The 18,770-nt window shown below is 34.3% G+C and carries 20 protein-coding genes; all 20 read right to left on the bottom strand.

Translation table 11 applies throughout. The features are described 5' to 3' along the window. Window positions 1–137: 137 nt before the first annotated feature. Window positions 138–794, bottom strand: coding sequence for a phosphatase PAP2 family protein (locus RSC39_RS07090; RefSeq protein ID WP_021037126.1), 657 nt, complete (start codon window positions 792–794; stop codon window positions 138–140). A 9-nt stretch (window positions 795–803) separates the two neighbouring features. Then, a complete protein-coding gene (locus tag RSC39_RS07085) occupies window positions 804–2,129 on the bottom strand; it encodes an ATP-binding protein (protein ID WP_021037125.1) in 1,326 nt (441 codons plus the stop codon). A gap of 3 nt (window positions 2,130–2,132) precedes the next feature. After that, window positions 2,133–2,648: a DUF2127 domain-containing protein gene (locus RSC39_RS07080; protein ID WP_332536144.1), complete on the bottom strand. Its 516-nt coding sequence runs from the start codon at window positions 2,646–2,648 to the stop codon at window positions 2,133–2,135. Window positions 2,649–2,668: 20 nt separating this feature from the next. After that, entirely contained in the window at window positions 2,669–3,355 is a 687-nt protein-coding gene (locus RSC39_RS07075; RefSeq protein ID WP_332536142.1) for a response regulator transcription factor, read from the bottom strand. 127 nt (window positions 3,356–3,482) lie between these two features. After that, window positions 3,483–4,439, bottom strand: coding sequence for a glycosyltransferase family 2 protein (locus RSC39_RS07070; RefSeq protein ID WP_332536140.1), 957 nt, complete (start codon window positions 4,437–4,439; stop codon window positions 3,483–3,485). A gap of 2 nt (window positions 4,440–4,441) precedes the next feature. Then, entirely contained in the window at window positions 4,442–6,079 is a 1,638-nt protein-coding gene (locus tag RSC39_RS07065; RefSeq protein ID WP_332536138.1) for a glycosyltransferase family 39 protein, read from the bottom strand. 140 nt (window positions 6,080–6,219) lie between these two features. After that, a complete protein-coding gene (locus RSC39_RS07060; protein WP_332536136.1) occupies window positions 6,220–6,663 on the bottom strand; it encodes a divergent PAP2 family protein in 444 nt (147 codons plus the stop codon). A gap of 157 nt (window positions 6,664–6,820) precedes the next feature. Then, a complete protein-coding gene (locus tag RSC39_RS07055) occupies window positions 6,821–7,726 on the bottom strand; it encodes an RluA family pseudouridine synthase (RefSeq protein WP_332536134.1) in 906 nt (301 codons plus the stop codon). A 62-nt stretch (window positions 7,727–7,788) separates the two neighbouring features. Beyond that, on the bottom strand, window positions 7,789–8,241 hold the full coding sequence (lspA, locus tag RSC39_RS07050; protein ID WP_021037119.1) for a signal peptidase II: 453 nt from the start codon (window positions 8,239–8,241) through the stop codon (window positions 7,789–7,791). Between the two features lie 201 nt (window positions 8,242–8,442). Further along, window positions 8,443–8,703 (bottom strand): SemiSWEET transporter, encoded by a 261-nt coding sequence (locus tag RSC39_RS07045; protein ID WP_063282290.1) that lies wholly within the window; start codon window positions 8,701–8,703, stop codon window positions 8,443–8,445. Continuing rightward, on the bottom strand, window positions 8,700–9,047 hold the full coding sequence (locus tag RSC39_RS07040; protein ID WP_063282289.1) for a PTS lactose/cellobiose transporter subunit IIA: 348 nt from the start codon (window positions 9,045–9,047) through the stop codon (window positions 8,700–8,702). Before RSC39_RS07040 ends, RSC39_RS07045 begins: the two co-directional genes overlap by 4 nt. A gap of 10 nt (window positions 9,048–9,057) precedes the next feature. Then, window positions 9,058–11,067, bottom strand: coding sequence for an alpha-amylase family protein (locus RSC39_RS07035; protein WP_332536130.1), 2,010 nt, complete (start codon window positions 11,065–11,067; stop codon window positions 9,058–9,060). Further along, window positions 11,060–12,163, bottom strand: a complete 1,104-nt coding sequence (locus RSC39_RS07030; RefSeq protein WP_332536128.1) for a MupG family TIM beta-alpha barrel fold protein — start codon at window positions 12,161–12,163, stop codon at window positions 11,060–11,062. Before RSC39_RS07030 ends, RSC39_RS07035 begins: the two co-directional genes overlap by 8 nt. Window positions 12,164–12,224: 61 nt before the next feature. Beyond that, a complete protein-coding gene (locus tag RSC39_RS07025) occupies window positions 12,225–13,505 on the bottom strand; it encodes a PTS transporter subunit EIIC (RefSeq protein WP_231105849.1) in 1,281 nt (426 codons plus the stop codon). Between the two features lie 58 nt (window positions 13,506–13,563). Then, entirely contained in the window at window positions 13,564–13,878 is a 315-nt protein-coding gene (locus RSC39_RS07020; protein WP_063282286.1) for a PTS diacetylchitobiose transporter subunit IIB, read from the bottom strand. A 71-nt stretch (window positions 13,879–13,949) separates the two neighbouring features. Next, window positions 13,950–14,945: a LacI family DNA-binding transcriptional regulator gene (locus tag RSC39_RS07015; RefSeq protein WP_332536122.1), complete on the bottom strand. Its 996-nt coding sequence runs from the start codon at window positions 14,943–14,945 to the stop codon at window positions 13,950–13,952. 302 nt (window positions 14,946–15,247) lie between these two features. Beyond that, window positions 15,248–15,712, bottom strand: coding sequence for a 6,7-dimethyl-8-ribityllumazine synthase (ribE, locus tag RSC39_RS07010; protein WP_011835371.1), 465 nt, complete (start codon window positions 15,710–15,712; stop codon window positions 15,248–15,250). A gap of 26 nt (window positions 15,713–15,738) precedes the next feature. Next, window positions 15,739–16,935, bottom strand: a complete 1,197-nt coding sequence (locus RSC39_RS07005) for a bifunctional 3,4-dihydroxy-2-butanone-4-phosphate synthase/GTP cyclohydrolase II (RefSeq protein WP_332536120.1) — start codon at window positions 16,933–16,935, stop codon at window positions 15,739–15,741. A gap of 11 nt (window positions 16,936–16,946) precedes the next feature. Continuing rightward, on the bottom strand, window positions 16,947–17,594 hold the full coding sequence (gene ribE / locus RSC39_RS07000) for a riboflavin synthase (RefSeq protein ID WP_332536118.1): 648 nt from the start codon (window positions 17,592–17,594) through the stop codon (window positions 16,947–16,949). Beyond that, window positions 17,594–18,682: a bifunctional diaminohydroxyphosphoribosylaminopyrimidine deaminase/5-amino-6-(5-phosphoribosylamino)uracil reductase RibD gene (ribD, locus tag RSC39_RS06995; RefSeq protein ID WP_332536116.1), complete on the bottom strand. Its 1,089-nt coding sequence runs from the start codon at window positions 18,680–18,682 to the stop codon at window positions 17,594–17,596. Before ribD ends, ribE (RSC39_RS07000) begins: the two co-directional genes overlap by 1 nt. Window positions 18,683–18,770: the final 88 nt, after the last annotated feature.

The raw sequence follows: 18,770 nt of genomic DNA, 5'->3' as shown, positions 1-18,770 counted from the left end.
TATTTTCTAATTTTTTATTTATAAATAGCATTATAATACACTTTTAGGTTCGTGTCAAGGAAAAATAATCTAATTTTACCTAAAAAACGCAAATTGGTATAACTTGAATTGCAACAATAATAAAAGCCAATTAATAATTAATTGGCTTTTTTAGCTGCTTCTTGGTATTTAATAAATGTCGGATAAGTGAACAACAATAGACTCATTCCTTCTAGGAAACCACCAATTGTATCACTCGGATAATGGACCCCTACAAAAATTCTTGAAAACATGACTGTTGCAATCAATATCAAACAGAGAATTCCTAAGGCAATCTTAGAAGATTTATTTTTTAATTTTCTAAGACAAATAAAGAAAATACTTCCAAAAATAATTGTTGCAAATATAGAGTGACCACTCGGAAAACTTTTTCCAGCTTCATTCGCAAAAGCAGCTAGACGATGAATTTCTGGACGGTCACGCCCAATAATCATCTTAATCGCTGTATTGATAAGCAAACTTGATATGACCATTGTAGCAAACCAAATCGTTGCTTTCTTTTCTTTAAATATCAAATAGAGAACCAAAGCAAGTAAGACGGCTACAATTATACCACCCTTATCCCCAAAAATATTTGTCATGTGAGAAAAAAAGAATGTGAGTCCCGAAGAACTTTGTAAGTGAAAAGCCCAGTTTTGAATCGGAGAATCAAACGGGAGAGGAGCGTGTGTATAATATATTTTCACAAGTACAGTTAAAATTAAAAAGGCGAGGGTCGTCAAAGTACCCAAAATATAGTAATTTTTTTTATTCATAATATAAGTTTAGTTTTCTATAGACTCCATGAGGAGATGAAAAATTGATCCTTTCGGAGTATTGTTTGTGACAAAGACTTCAGCATGGTTTAATTGCGCATATTGTTTAGCAATCGCAAGCCCAAGACCTGTGCCAGGAATTTCACTTGAACGGGATTTATCAATGCGATAAAATCGTTCAAAAATATTAATTTTTTCTTCTTCTGGAATACCCACTCCTTCATCAGCAACTTGCAGCTCAACTTGATGATTTTCAGAACTAATTTTTACTTTAATTTCTGAATCTTGGGGTGAATATTTTCCAGCATTTTCAATAAAAACAATGATGATTTTATAAAGTGACATTTTATCAGCCCTGACAAAAATCTCGCTTTTTCCATTAAATGTAATTTTTTGGCTCAAAGCAGGTTGAATTTCACTGACCACTTTGTCAGTAAATTCAGTCAAGTTAAATTTTTCTTTATTTACTTCCAAATGATTTCCTCGAGAAATTGTCAGTAAATTTTCAATGAGCCCTTTCATTCTCAGGGACTCTTCATCAATATAAGAAAGCGAGTCATCAATAATTTCGGGATGCTCATGCCATCTTCTTTTTAATAAAGTGACATGTCCACGAATTGCAGCAACGGGCGTCCTCAGTTCATGTGAAGCATCCGAAACAAACTGCTGCTCATTCTCAATTTTTTGATTTAATCTGTTTAATAAGCGATTAAAACTTTGACTTAGCTGACGAACCTCAATTGGATTTTTACTGACTGGTAATTGTTTAACTTCTTTTTCATCAGTCGCTAACATCATATCAGTCAAAGGCTGGCTAATTGTATTTGCGGCCTTTCGAATTAAAATTAGAGCGATAAAAAAGAGAATAATCATGACAGCAACAATGACTAATATCGCCCTTATCATTGATTTTACAACAATATTTATGTTTAACCATAATTCTACTTTGTTCCCATTTTTGGCCGTTTCTGAGCTATACCAAAAGATAACATCTTTTGACAGACTAAAATTGCCCCAAGAAAGCCGTGACTTTAAAAAATGTGATGTGCCATGACTTTCATCAATATCTCCAGAAGCCCTTGTTAGTCTAACAAAAGTAGATTTTTCATCTTTTTCACTATCCAGTTTAAATTCATCCCAGTTTACGTTACCATTTTCTGCTGCTTCTTGTACCGAAGAAATCAGAGACGTCCCCTCACTCTCTCGGATTTGTAAACTTGTAAAAGCAACAATTCCTGAGACAATTATCGTAACAAGGAGTGTAAAAATCAAAAATATACGGACAAAAGTTGCTGTGATGATGTTGGCACTTGTTTTAGATTCTGTTTTTTTCATTCGTTAATTTATTTTAATATTTTTCAAAGATGAATATGATTGCCCCTTTGAAAGTTGTGCCTTCAATTTTCGATATTCTAATAAAGTCAAGGCAATCATCACCAAATCAACCACACACAGGACAAGCATTGAAATCGCCCCATGATTGAAAAATTCGAACATTTGATAAGTGATAAAACCAACCAAAAGCACGATTGATAAAGGGTATGACCATAAAATCTTGCGCCAGAGCAAAGCGAGCGTCACCAATTTTAAGGCACCATGTAGGAGTAGATAAATAACAGCAAATAGAGTCGCATCACTTGTCAATCTCTCTCCTGCATTTGTAATCATGCTTGAAAGTGGAGCAAAAGCAATCGATGCTGCTAAATGTCGAATTGTTGATTTTATCAAATCAAGTGGAATAAAAATCAAAAGTAAACCAGATAAAAATTCAACGAATGCAAAAATACTTTTCCCAAGAAGCATGGCGTTAAAGCTGACATCCAATAATTCTTCTTTGTTTTTTACTTTTTCCATGGTCTACCTCTTTTCATTTTTCAACCTTCGCCATTCAAGCGATAGCCTACTCCACGAACTGTTTCAATCAGAGATTTATGATTTGGAAGATCAATTTTAGCACGCAGATAACGCACATAGGCATCTACTGTATTTTCCTGACCATCAAAATCCATTCCCCAAACATCATCCAAAATATCTGCTCGACTAATCACTATACCACGATGTTCTAAAAAATAACTTAACAAAGCAAATTCTCTTTGAGTCAAATTCACTGTTTTTCCCGCTACTTCCGTTGTATGAGCCGTTAAATCTACCTTTAGATAATCAAGTTCATATACTTTTGAGCGAGAAGTTGACCACTTTCTAAAGATAAGTCTCAGACGAGCTAAAAGTTCTTCAATTTCAAAGGGTTTAGTGATATAATCGTCCGCCCCAGCATCTAAACCAGCAACTTTATCACCAATATAATCACGTGCCGTTAGAAATATAATCGGTGTATTGGGCTGAATTTTCTTCATGCGTCGTAAGACGGTCAAACCATCTAATTTGGGAATCATCCAATCAAGCAAGACGACATCTACCGCTGGTTTTGCTTGCTCAAACACCTCTAAGGCAGCAAGACCATCAAAAGCTGTTGATACTTGATAATCTTCAAAGACTAATTCTTTTTTAACATAATCAGAAATACTAGGTTCATCTTCAACAATTAATACATGATAAGTCATTTCCTCCCCTTTCTCTTTAACAGCTTTCTTTATTTAAGTTTTAACTGCCAATTTATTATATCAAGCCTAAAACAAAAAAACCATACGGTTTTTCTGAATAATTAATGATATTTTATCATTTTTTAAATTAATCTTCGTTAATGAAGTCTTCAATTAAATAACGCGGACGTTGTTTAACTTCAAGGAAAATTTTCCCGATATATTCACCAATTACACCCAAGGCCAACAAATTCGCTCCACCAAAACCAACAACAACTAGCATGATTGAGGCCCAACCAGCAACATCAGAACCATTGACAAAATGACGAGCAATGATATAAATTGCTCCTACAATGGCCAAAATAAACCAAATTAAGCCAATCCAAAAAATTAGACGCATAGGTGCTGCCGAGGTAGAAGTAATTCCGTCGATAGCAAAACTAATCATTTTCTTCAAAGGATATTTGCTTTCTCCGGCAAAACGCTCGCCGCGTTTATAGTATACAATCTCAGATTTGTAGCCAACTAAAGGAACCATGCCTCGCAAAAAAAGATTTTGCTCAGGAAATTGTGCTAAACCTTCTAAAGCACGACGACTCATTAAACGAAAATCCGCATGGTTAGGAACACTTTGACTCCCCAATCCTTGCATCAATTTATAAAAAGCTCCTGCTGTTCTTCTTTTGAAGACAGTATCCGTTTCACGATTATCTCGTACTCCATAAACAACATCACAGCCGTCATTTTCAAATTTTTCGAGCATTTCATCGATGGCATTAATATCATCTTGTAAATCCGCGTCCATTGAGATAACACAATCTGCGAGATTTCTAACCGTCAATAGGCCAGCAAGCAAAGCATTCTGATGTCCGCGGTTTCTTGTAAGATTAATTCCACTAAACATTGAATTTTCTGCATGTTTTTCTTTTATTTTTTCCCAAGTTTTATCTTTTGACCCGTCATTAACATAAACGATTCTACTTTTTGGACTAATGATATCATTCGAAATTAATTGTTCGTATTTGGCCTTGAGGCGTTCGGAAGTTTCATCAAGTACCAGTTCTTCATTGTAACATGGCACGACCATATAAAGAATCTTAGTCATATTCACTCCTTAACTCTTTTTTTCTTTTTAAATTGATTATCTATTAAACCTAGACTTGCTAAGGCAATCATTACTGGTGCAAATTGATAAAGATAACGTGAATTTGTTTCCCAAAGAATAAGGAAAAAACTCAGTCCAACAAAGGCTAAAGCTGGAACAAACCAAGGATTTGACCAGTTCTTCTTACGACTTAAAATCCGCCAAATTTGTCGCCAAAGCAATACAACTAAGCCAATCCAATACAGCGTTTGAACAGCTTTAAGCATAAACCAACCTGTAATATTCCCCGGTCCATCTAAAGAAAATGAAGTCCCTGAGAGATAATCAAAGTAACGATTAATGAATTTATTTTCATGATGATTAGTATAGAAAGCACTATTCAAGTCGCCATATAGCCAAGTATAGGACAATTTCCGTCCTATTTGTCTAACAATACCAGCAGGTCCCATTTTCTTAATATTATCAATGAAAAGTTGTTTATCTGCCTCTTTTTTCGCCTCATAAGTGGGGAAAGATTCAGAATACTGACGAATCTTTTTATTAAATCCCCCTGTTTTATTGCTAGGCGCCCAAGACATGGCAATCCAATGCATCATCGGGAGATTATGACGTTCATTGGCTTCCTGTGAAAAAGCAGGCTCTGTCGCAATTGTTGCTTTGACCATGAAATGTCCCCCAACAAATAAGAGAGCAAACATAGGGATTAAAAGTAAAAGTTGCTTCCACTTTTTATTAAGGCCTAAGAAAACCAATGCAGCAATAAGTACAATTAAGACAGTCGGTTTAAATTCATAACCTAAAACTGTCAGTAAAGTAGCCAAGAAATACCAGAGAATTTGTCGATTTAACTTGTCTGATTTAATTGCATAAATGAAAAATAACAATCCGAAAGATACAAAAGGCAAAGTAATCGTATCACTATAAAGTTGCGCGCCATATACATAAAAAGGTAAGAAACCAAGTGCACAAACATTATATAAAATGGCATGTCTTTTCCCACTTAAAGCTTTAACACTCAAAGTTCCAGCTAGAACACCAAGACTTGTCAGCAAAGCAGAAACGGCTGTAACAACCCACATTTTCAACTGAACATTCTCAGCAAAAGGAGAAAAAATCTGATTAAATAAGATTCCTAAAAATTGATTATTAGGATATCTCAGGAAGTAACCTAAACGTGAGGCTGTTTCTGGGAGAAGGCCAAAAGACTGACCATGCAACTCTGTTGTAGAATTAAAAATGACAAAGTAATCCCAAGCATGCTTGCTATCAGGAACATGAATCATAAAAAGAAAGGGCAAAATAAAGGTCACGAGCGCTACTGCCCAAAAACTTATTTGATAATATTTTTTTACTGACAAATCTGTCAGCAAAAAAGATTTACTTTCTATTTTACTGACAGACTCGTCAGTGATTTCCATTTCATTTTTTGGAGCAAAAAGTTTTTTTGATAATCTAAAAATCCCAATAAAATAAAAATAAGCTGCTACTAAAAGAAGATTTCCTAACACAAGTGCAATAATATGATCACTATTCCACGACTTCGTAATTGAGACAGCAATCCCATTAATTAAAATAAAGAGTCCTATCATTAGGGAAAGACAGAATCTTTTTTTATACTTAATAAATACTATATTATTCATATTACTATTTTACCATAGCTTGGCCTTTGTTTCTTATAATAACCTTAATTTTCAAATGATAAATTCTCATTTTTAACTTTGAATCTAAAAAGTACAATAAAAACAAATTTTAAGTTTTATTTTTATAATTGTAGCTTTTTTTAATTCATTATTAGTGCAACAATTATCCCTAAAAGAGTTCCACCAAGAACTTGAATCGGTGTGTGCCCCAATAATTCTTTTAGATTTTTGTCCACTTTAATTCCAGCATTTTCAACATTTTGCAACATACGATTGATAATTCTTGCTTGATTCCCTGCTTGTCGTCTAATTCCTTGGGCATCATATAAAACAACAAAAGCTAACACAGTTGCAACCGCAAAAAGAGGAGAATCAAAACCTTGTCTTAATCCTGTTGCGGTTGCCAAAGCTACCACTAATGAACTGTGAGAACTAGGCATTCCTCCGGTCGCAAAAATTAATTGCCAATTTATTCGGTGTGTTCGGATGAGTTCAATCCCTATTTTAATTAGCTGTGCTATTGCCCAACTCACAATTGCTGTCAGTAGAATTTGATTATGCAATATCTGACTAAAAAAATTCATAACCCCTCCTTAATTTCCCCTAAATTAAAATCCGATACTTACTACTCTTATTATACTATATAAGCCTTTTGGATATTACATTATTTGCTGACAAAATAAAGAAATTTTATCATAAAACTAACATGAATTTTAAATGAAAAATACAAAAAGAACAAGTTTAACCTTGTTCTCTGAGTTTTTCTAATTGTTCCTTGAAGAGGTCAGGAGCATCAACTTGAAACTCCATAAGCTCTCCACTTGTTGGATGTTCAAATCCTAGCGTTTCTGCGTGAAGAAACTGCCCCTTATTGGGTGTTAGAGTTTTATTCGGGCCATAGAGCGGGTCACCTGCAACAGGATGACCAATATAATGCATATGAACTCGAATTTGATGTGTTCGTCCAGTTTCCAAGCGTAAAGCAATTAAAGTATAACCAACAAAACGTTCTAAAACCTCGAAATGAGTCACAGCAGGTTTTCCACCAGACACAACCGCTTGTTTTTTTCTGTCTTTAAGATTACGACCGATTGGGGCCTCAATTGTCCCTTTATCATTGGCAAGCTCTCCATGGACAATTGCTAAATAGCGACGTTTGCTGGTCTTGTCTTTTAATTGAGCAGCTAAACTTTCATGTGCTTTATCATTTTTAGCAATCATCAAAAGACCACTAGTATCTTTATCAATCCGATGTACAATTCCTGGGCGAATGACTCCATTGATACTTGAAAGATCTTTTATATGATACATAATTGCATTCACTAAGGTTCCAGAAGCATGTCCTGCCGCAGGATGAACGACCATTCCTTGTGGCTTATTGACGACTGCAACATCTGAATCTTCATAAATAATTTCCAAGGGCAAATCTTCAGCCACAACATCAAGGACCTCGGCTTGCGGAATCTCAAATTCGATTCTATCTCCCGTTTTCACTTTATATTTTGCTTTTTTTGCTGCATTATTGACAAAAACTTTGTCATTTTTTATAAGCTCTGTCAGTAAACTTCGAGAGTACTCTGTTTGATTTGCAAGTGCTTTATCAAGACGCAAATCTTTATTTTCTTCAGTAATTTTTATTATAGGCAATTGATTTTTCCTTTTTCATAGAGGTTTTAATGCTACTTACTGTCACTCGTTTTTTAAAAAGCTTATTTTGTTTCTTTGTCCGTCAAAATTGCAATAAATAGAACAACAAAACCGACAGATAGTAAGATATCTGCGATATTAAAGATTGGAAAATTCATAAATTCCGTTTGAAACATATCGACAACAAAACCTTGACGAACGCGGTCAATAAAATTCCCTAAAGCTCCCGCAATAATCAAAGTTAAGCCAGCAAAATACCAATTTTGTCCCATTTTTTTCCACAAAAACCATAGTGCAACAATGAGTACAATAGGTGTCAAAACAAGGAAAAACCATTGTTGACCAGAAAATGATGACCAAGCAGCCCCATCATTTTTAATATAAGTCAGGCTCAGTACATCTGGCCAAATTTTTTTTGTATCTCCAAGTTGAATATTAGCAACAACCCAATTTTTGAAAACTTGGTCAGCAATAATTCCAACAACGATAATTACAAGTGACAGTAATTTTTTCATATTTTAATTATACCACACCGCGTCAACGAGGGTCAATAAGTATCATAAAATAGACTTTTAGTCCTTTTCAGAAATAGAAATTCCCCAAAAATCAGACAATTCCTTTAAAAATACTTTCTATCAGTCAATGAATCCTCTAGCACTAATAAAAAACTTATAATGCCTTCTAGCACTATAAGTTCAAGTCGTTAATCAAATGAGTCACTTTAACTGTTTCTTGCCACTACGTATTTTCATCAACAGGATTATTAAAGAAGGAACTATCGTCACTAAGTTTGTCATTAAAATAGCAAAATCTTTCAAGAAATAACCATAAATAACCCATAATGCTACGCCTATCGTAAATAAGATATAAGTTGCAATCGAAATACTACTTGTGTTTTTTGTCCTTATCGTCTTAACAGCTTGAGGAATAAAAGAAATACTCGTTAAGCCGCCTGCAATCAATCCTATAATAATCATCTTACTGCTTGCTTCCCATCAATAAAAGCCTTTAATTCATACATCATTCGATAATTTTCTAACATTTCATTAGCAATATCTCTCAAAGTCACCGTAGACATCAGCTGATCTTCTGCATGCATGAAAAGAAGAGTCAATTCAACATTTTTCTCTTTGGCTTCTTGCGTAATAACTTGAAAGTGTTCTTTTTCACCTTGAACTAGGAATTCATTGGCTTCTTTGATTAACTGTTCTGCTGCTTCAAATTCGCCAGTTCTTGCTTTTGCCATGCTTTCCATTACTTTTGATTTTGCACTTCCAACCATTCCAATAATATTGAAAGCAATCAACTCTAAACCTTCCATTTCTTCTCCTTTAGTATTTTAATGTCACAATTTCATAACCCTTAACTTCTGGGACAACAAATTCCAGAGAGTTATCTTTTACTCTATATTCAATTTCATCATTATTTTGAACTGCTTTGACGCTTTTAATTTTTTTAATATCAGTATTGATTTGTTTACTGATATTTTCTACTGACAAAACAATTTTTACATTATAAAGAGGGATAACTTCTTCAATTGTATCCAATTCTATCGCTTTTCTTTGAGGAATATAATGCAAAAGATTTAAAATTAACTCTCCTCTCTCCTCATTATGATTTAAAATAATATCTCCACTAGAAGGCATGTTTGTTTTTAAAACCGGCTGTCCCAATGCTTCATCTACGATAAGATTTATCATTTGTTTATATTGCAAAACTCCTTGGCGTTTATACATTTCAAATAGGGGATGACTAAAGTAATAAACACGGTCACTGCTTGTTGCCACAGGATTTCCTTTATTCTCAGAAACCGGTGCTTGAAAATGTGAATAATAATGCTGGTAGTTTCTCTGGAATAAAGGTCGATATTCATCACCCAAAACTTGTGCTCCTTGTGGAGAAACTAAAAGCCCCTCACCATGAAGAACAAGTTCTCCATTGGGCAAATGATTTTCAAAAAGCCCATGGTATTTTCCATAAGTTGGAACAAATGTATTTTTACCAATATAATTAATTCCCCAGTCTGGCAAAAATCTATTTTCTGCATCTAAACCACTTTTATAAGTTGCCAAAATTTTTCCATCAGTTTTCTCAAAGTACTCTTGTATTTTTCTCTTAAGCCATTCTGATATAATAATTTTATCAGGAAGAATGATTAGCTTATACTTAGTCCAATCCATCCATTGATCCACAATATCAAATTGATAATGCTTTTCATTTAGCATATTGACTGCTCCAGCTAAGGATAAATCGACTTTTAATTCACTATCAGCAACTATACCTGGATGGACAATGGCAATTTCAGTCAACGCTTGACTACCATCATTATATTTTTCCAACTTCTCTACCTGACGATAAACAGAACCAATTAATTCATAGGTCGCCCTCTGTAGGGTCCCATCAGGGTACATCTGATCTCCAATTGAACATTTTGCTCCATGAGCTAAGGCAAGAAATGTTTCATATTCAAGTGCAGCCTTATTTTTATAGCTTCCAAAATCGGCCCAAACCTTGTGAAATTTACCTGTCATGCCCACATATTCTTTGCCAAGATTTTTAGCATACCTTACTGTTGTTGGAAAGTGTTGATAACCCCATTCTCCACTTGGAAGTGACTCAATTTCCAAATGGCTATATTCCGATAAATTTTTACGAATTGAAGGTAAAATATTTCCTTCATTAAAAAATACTGGACAGTATTTAGATTCACCCTTTACAGTAGCAGATATCTCATCTTTCAAAAATTGTTCTGTTATTTTTGAAAATAATATCCTATCCTTTTCATTAGTTGGATCTAAATTAAGATTCAGCATTTTTTCAATACAGTAATTACATGAACAAGGATCTTGCCAAACAATATCAAAAAATAAACCATCTAACTTTGATCCAAAATGTTTCATTGTATCAACAATTTGATACTTAAGATAGTCAAGGTAAGGAGTATTAAAGCATAAAGTTTTCCATCCCGGAGAAAGTTGACCATAATCATCAAATCCGTAGAGGCTACCATCTGGTTTTCTTTCCAACCATTCCGGATGACGATCTGCTGAGAAGGCGTCCCAGCCCACCGTGAGATAAATTGGAGCTTTAATTCCTACTTCATGACAGGCATCAACCTCCATCATAAGAAAATCATTAGCTAACTGAGGATGTTTCGCTGGAAGTTTAGTATCATAATAAATATGGCCATGATGGCATCTTCCTGTTAAAGTTACTGAATTAATCCGAGCACTTTTTAGAATTTTTTGAAACTTTTTCTTTTCAAAATGCCTCCCTAATGTAAATGGAAGAGCAGGTGTGTGGAAATCAAGATGAATTTGGCGATAGGGTAAATTACTCAATTTCTCTTTTTACCTCTCTAAATCTAAATTTAGTCCAAGGTTTGATATACTCTACTAAAAATTGATTATCCTCACTGATTCTTGCAACTACATTTTTTTCATGGGATTCATTTGGCATTTCTTTTTTAACAATATTCACTTCACCCTTGTATTGGCCAAAGGAATTATTCCCTATTGTAATATCCCCAAATTCAATCTTTTCCTTGGTATTGTGTTCCGGAATACTTTGTTCTTGATATTTTAGTTTAACAAATGTTGAACGAATACTATAACTATTGATATCTCCCCGATTAAAATGTTGGTTATTAAGAATCACTTCTTTTTCTAAAGAAGTAGTTTTCGAATCAAATATAACGTCAAGTTCAATTTGATCATCTCTCAAATTACTCAGTAAGCTAAGTTCTTCCTCACTTGCATATGCATTAGCGATGATAATATCGTCAATCAATCCCGTTGCAATTAGATGTTTTGCTTGTATTTCTATTGGTAAGTCTCTGTGCAATTCTAAGGTGCAAAGACCATTTGTATACACATGAGGCCCATGATCTGCTGAATGAGAATTTACAAATGCCGCTGTACGTAGTCCCATTTCTTTATATTTTTTTGAACATTTTATGAAATAATCATAATCCAGCCCTGTAAACCTTTGTGGATAAAAATTGTGGCAACCAATGATTCGCTTCATATTAGGCTGATAAGAAATGACATTTTCTAAGTAATAAGTATCATTGCTAATGTTTATCTCTAGATCTAGTTGTGAATCATCAAAAGTTATTAATGATTCAACGAGTCCATCAAAAGTGGAATCCAAGCGTACCCCTGTAGCTCCCATCTCTTTAAAGAAAGTCAAATCATGATAGCTAATATTTAATTGTTCAAAAACAGCTGGATTTAAATCTAATATCACTTCCATTCCATATTTTCTAGCATGTTTGATTGAAACTTTTAAACTTTCTAATGTTTCTTCTTCCTTTCCTTGCTCAATCATCAATAAGTTGGTAAATACTCTTTTAAAATTATATTTAGAGGCTAAGTCGATATATGCCAATGTCTCATTTATTTTTTCCTTATAAGGATAAATAGAAATTCCTAACATTTTTCTTCCTTTTTAATTCTTCATTTTTTCCTGAAAAGCTTGTTGAAATGCTTTATTCTTTTCAAGCTTCTTGTTCTTTTGCAATCATATTTTTATCAAAAGCCTTAAAGAATGGATAGTAGATTAATCCTGCTACAATAATGTTTATAATCGCAAGTACTGCTGCTCTCCAATCTAAACCTGTTGCCATCATTGCCCCGATCGGAGCAGGAAGTGTCCATGGAGCAATCGCAATCGGGTAATTTACCAAATGGAAAACTCCCATTGCTAAATAAGTAATAATCCCCATAACTACAGGAGCCAATACAAATGGAATGGCGAAAAACGGATTCATTACTATTGGAACACCGAAGATAAGCGGCTCATTGATATTGAAAATACCTGGCACTAAAGTAAAACGCCCCATTTTTTTACTAAATTCAGATTTTCCAAAGAAGGCCATTAGAAAAGCAAGGGAAAGTGTTGCTCCAGCTCCACCAATCCAAATAAACCATTGGAAAAACTGTTCTGTCATAAAATGAGGAACCACTTGTCCTGTAGCTGCCGCATTGATATTGGCATTCAAATTATCATACCAAAATGGATATAGAATAGGTGTTGCAATAATCATGCCGTGAATACCAAATACCCAAACAATTGTAATTAATAGAATTGGAACAATCACGGATAGTACATTATCTCCAGCAAAATATCTTATTGGAGAAAACACCCACTGTAAAGCACTATTAATGTCGAAATTTAGACCTACTTTGATAATCCAAACAACAACAATAACAAGTGCTCCAGGAATCAAGGCAGCAAACGAATTAATGACAGAAGTTGGGACACCGTGTGGCATCTTGATGACCATATTTCTTTTTATACAGAAACGAACCACTTCTACAGTAAAAATTGAAACAATGATTGCTGTGAACAACCCCCCAGCACCAAAATTACCCATTGGTAAAAAAGTTCCGCTCACAGATAATCCAGCTTTTTTAGCCACATCTTCAGCAATTGTAGCAGGAGAAATTGCTGCAATTAAGAAAGCAAGGACTGCTAACACACTCGTAGACACTTTATCAATCTTATAAACTTCACATAAACTTGAAGCCACACCTATACACACATAGACAGACATGAAGTTCATTGTAAAGTCCATTGGAATCGTCAACTTATCAGCATAGGGAGTAATAAAATCTTTCCAAGCATCAATAGGTAAGTTCAACATGATGATAAAAATTGAACCAATGATGGTTACGGGAATAATAACGCTCATCCCATTTCTAACAGCTGTTAGATAGCGGTTATTAGCAATGTTCCCCATTGTCTGAACGATCTTATTAAAATTTATTTTGTTCATTTTTTTATTTCCTTTTATTTTTGAACCGGTTTAATTTTAAATTAAATAAAGAATTCCTTTATTTATGAACTTTTTCTTGTATCAATTTGTATAAATCTGGAATCCCCATAGGTGTATATAGGATTCCTTCAATTGGAATTAATGGAATCCCATAACTATCAGCGTCTTTTTGTAAGTGTTCTTTTCGGAAGCTAACCTGTGGAGCCAATAACAACGCGTCCCAGTTATCCTGTTGCATTTTTAAAGAAACTTCTTCCGTACCTGTTGCTTCCATCATAAAGTCAGTATTCCCTTGTCTTTTAGCTTCTTCAACCAGATTTTCAGCTAAGATAGAAGAGCTCATACCACCACCACACGCAAGTAAAATTTTCATAAATGTCCTCCTTTTTGAACCGTTTTAATTTTACAAGAACAGTATATCATGAAAGCGATTTAATTTCAAGCTTAATTTATTTTTTTTACAGATTTTCTCCATAATAAACTTGTATTAATTTCTACTGTCGTTGTCTGTCCCTGATTTTTATCCTTGATTCTCTTTAAAATTAATTCACCAATTTTATTTCCCATCTCCTTAATTGGTTGTTCGATTACCGTTAGTTTAGGTTCAATAATATCACTGAGCTCAAAATGGTCAAATCCAATAATAGAAATATCTTCTGGAATTTTGATTCTCTTTTCAAATAGAGCCTGAACTACTCCCAGAGTCATATAGTAATTCGTTGAATAAATCGCTGTTAGTTCTTTATTTTCTATCAATTTCAAAGCCCCAACATAACCCGCTTCTTTTGTATAGTCTCCACTAACAATTAGATTTTTGGAAAATATCCCTTTAGCTTTCATACTATCTTCATAACCCTTGAAACGTTCTGAACCAATATATCTATCTGTTGTTCCCGCAACAATCCCTATATTTCTGTGTCCATTTTCATATAACTTATCTACTACATTAAAAGAGGCTTGATAATTATCTACCAATACAGTATCACTTTTAAAACCTTTGATTGGAGAATCTACTGCGACAATTGCTACACCTTCTGCTCTTAATTTATTTAAGATTTGTAAATTTTCTTCTAAATGAAATACTACAATACCATCAACTGATCTAGATCTTAAGAATTCTAATTTTCTTTCCAACTTTTGATAATCATTTTGATAATCGCCTAGTAAAAGACTATAATTGTTTTCTTCTAAGTAGTTTTCCAAATCGGACACAATAGAAGTTGCGAAAACATCAGTTAACGAGTTAACAAGTACTCCAACTGAATGACTTCGATTATTTTTTAAACCCTTTGCAATAATGTTCTCTTCGAATCCTAAGGTCTCAATAGCATTCTTAACATTTATCATATTTTGTTTTTTTAATTGATGACCATTCAAATACCTAGAGACTGTTCCTATAGAAACACCAGCTTTTTTTGCGACTTCTCTAATCGTTACCATATCATGTACCAACTTTAACTATCTTTTCTAACATAAGCTTACCATAATTACTGTTTTTTTTTAAGTTTCATGTGTCTTATGTTTATCTAAAATAAGAAGCTAAGAACCATTCGGGTGATAGACTCTTAAAATAATATTTTTTTAATAAACCTTCCTAGAAAATGATTTCTAAAACATATAAACAAAAAAAGTATTAATAAAAAATAAAAGGAAACCCAATATGGAGCTTTCCTTTTATTTTTTATTAATTGATTTTCTTTGCAGAACTCTTGAATTTTGTCTGATTTCAAATTTTAAACACCTTAAGACATTTTAGCCATCAAATCAACCATCTCAATCGCACCAACTGCTACCTCAAATCCTTTATTTCCTGCTTTTGTTCCTGAACGTTCAATCGCTTGTTCAATATTCTCTGTCGTCAGTACTCCAAACATAACAGGGATATTTGAGTTCAGTGAAACATGGGCAATCCCTTTAGAAACCTCGCTACAAACAAAATCATAATGTGAAGTAGAACCTCGAATCACCGTACCTAAGCAGATAATGGCATCATATTTATCTGAACTCGCCATTTTTTGCGCAATAAGTGGAATTTCAAATGCTCCTGGCACCCAAGCAATATCAATTTGTTCTTCTTGAACACCATGTCTTTTGAGAGCATCTAAGGCCCCTGCTAAGAGTTTTGCGTTGATGAATTCGTTAAAACGTGCAACTACAATTCCATATTTGGCATTTCCTGTTGTTAAATTTCCCTCAAATACTGTCATTTTTCTATCCATGCTTTCTTTTTATTTTAATCGAACAAATGTCCCATTTTAGTTTGCTTTACTTTTAAATAATCCTGATCAAATTCATTTTCTTTAATTTGAATTGGAACTCTTTCTTTAACTGGTAGTCCATATTTTGAAAAATCATTGATTTTTTGTGGGTTATTAGTCATTAATCTTAAAGACTTCACACCAAGTGTTTTCAGAATTTGAGCACCTATGGAGTATTCACGCGCATCTTCTTCAAAACCCAGGGCTAAATTTGCTTCAATTGTATCAAGCCCCTCATCTTGAAGTGAATAAGCACGAAGTTTGTTGATTAAACCGATTCCTCGCCCTTCTTGCCGAAGATATAATAAAATCCCTCGTCCCTCGGCATTTATCTGTGTTAGAGCTTGTTCTAATTGTTCACCACAATCACATTTCATTGAGCCAAAAGCATCTCCAGTCAAACATTCCGAATGAACTCGGCAAAGCACTGCTTCTCCCTCTCCAATGTCCCCCTTAACTAGGGCGACATGATGCTCACCATTTGTTTTATTGACAAACCCAAAGATTTCAAAATAACCATATTTTGTTGGAAGTTTCGCTCTGGTAACTTGCTCAACCAGTTGTTCATTTTGTTTTCGATATTCTTGTATGGCCTTGATTGTAATAAAATTCAAGTCCCATTCTTTTGCTTTTTCTTGAAGTTCTTCTGTGCGCATCATGCTGCCATCTTCGGCCATTATTTCAACACAAACTCCCACTTCCTTTAGACCAGCAAGTCGTAACAAATCAACTGTTGCTTCTGTGTGTCCATTGCGTTCTAAGACTCCATTTTTCTTTGCAATCAGAGGAAAGACATGACCAGGTCTTCGAAAATCTTCGACTGAACTTTCTTCATCAGCAAGTTTTCTAATAGTCAGCGAACGGTCAAAGGCTGATACCCCTGTACTTGTCTCTACATGATCGACAGAAACAGTAAAAGCTGTCCCGTGGTTGTCTGTATTTCTCTCCGTCATTGCTGACAAATGCAGACTCTTAGCATATTTTTCACTCATCGGACTACAAATTAATCCCTTTGCCTGACTGGCCATGAAATTTATCTTTTCTGGACTAATCATTTCGGCTGCACAAATCAGATCTCCTTCATTTTCTCTATTCTCATCATCAGTGACAATAATTATTTCACCTGCTTTAAGGGCTGTTAAGGCTTCTTCTACTGTATTATATTGAAACATTTTATCTCCTCTTAAAATCCATAATCAATTATTTTATCCTTTGTCAGCAAGGAAGGCCCTGTAAAAGAATCTTTCCCAGTAAGTAATTTTTCGATATATTTACCCAATATATCGTTCTCCAAATTAACTTTATCTCCAACCTTCTTTCCAGACAATATGGTCTCTTTGATAGTATGAGGAATTATTGACACACTAAAAGATTTTGAAGTCACATGAGCCACCGTAAGACTGATGCCATCAATCGTAATAGAGCCTTTTTCAACAACATATTTCATTAAGTCTACAGTTGTTTGAACTTCAAACCAAACCGCATTTTCTTCCTTCTTGATTGATAAAATCTTTCCTGTGCCATCAATATGCCCTGAAACAATATGCCCGCCAAATCGACCATTTAGAGCCATTGCTCGCTCTAAATTAACTTTACTTCCTACTTTTAATTCCCCTAAATTTGAACGCTTGAAACTCTCTGGCATAACATCTGCTGTAAATTCTTTATGATTAAATGCGGAAACAGTCAAACAGAGACCATTTGTTGAGATAGAATCCCCAAGTTTTAAATCTTCGAAGATGCTGGAAGCTCGAATGCTTAATTTAGACGACTTATCTCTCTTTTGAATTTGAGTTACTTCTCCTATTTCCTCAATAATTCCTGTAAACATTAAATGAGCTCACTTTCTAATAATATATCTTCTCCTAAATAGACCACTTTCGGTCGGTCTAGTAAATAGGCTTGATTGGGATGCTCTACTCCTTGTCCTTCAACAGGACTTCGAGCTTCTTTCCCACCAAATATTTTAGGGGCAATATAGGCCTGAACTTTTTGAACAATTCCTGCTTTTAATGCTGAAGCGTTGAGTCTTGCTCCCCCTTCTAAAATAAGACTATCAATTTCTCTTTCTCCTAACTTAGTGATTAAATCTTTCAAATCCAAATGTTCAGATATGGAAGAAACTAGTAAAATCTCACAACCAGCTTCAATAAAAGCTTGATGTTTTTGAATGTTTTCATTTGAGGTAGCAATGATTGTTGGAATTTTAAATGCAGTAGAAACAATCTTAGACGTAAGAGGAGTTCGAAGTTGAGTATCACAAATAATTCTAATTGGATTTATCCCATTTTTTATTCTGGCAGTTAATTGTGGGTCATCTTTCAGAAGTGTTTCAACACCAATCATGATTGCCATGAAACGTGAACGGTCTTCATGTACCTTTTGTCTTGCTTTTTCACCTGTAATCCATTTGGATTGACCTTTATAAGTCGCAATTTTTCCATCAAGAGTCATCGCATACTTCATCATGACGTAGGGGGTTCTTTGAGTGACGTAATGAAAAAAAATCTTATTTAAGTCTTTGCACTCTTTTTCTAGAACTTTTAATGAAACATCAATTCCAGCTTTTTTCATTGCTTCAATTCCCTTACCAGCTACTAAAGGATTTGGGTCTAGACTCCCAATGACTACACGCTTCACTTTATTTTTGATGATTGCTTCAAAACAAGGCGGTTGCTTGCCTTGGTGGGCACAAGGTTCTAAGGTCACATAAATGGTTGACCCCTTCGGTGATTCTATACAAGATTTAAATGCATTGATTTCCGCATGTGCTTCTCCATATTTCTCATGATAACCTTGACCAATAATTCGACCATCATTGACAATAATCGCTCCTACTTGAGGATTTGGATTAACGTTTCCCTCGCCTTTTCGAGCTAGTAGGATTGCTAAATTCATAAAATGCTCATCATTTTCCATCCATTTATCCTTTCTAAAAAAAATAAGCCCCAAAATAATATTTCAAGGGCTTAGGATAATTTTCTATTTTATTCAAGCAAAAAAACAG

The sequence above is a fragment of the Lactococcus sp. genome (assembly GCF_036648155.1).
Lineage (GTDB): Bacteria > Bacillota > Bacilli > Lactobacillales > Streptococcaceae > Lactococcus > Lactococcus cremoris.
The sequence above is the reverse complement of the archived record's forward strand: the minus strand, read 5'-3'. Positions and strand labels throughout refer to the sequence as shown.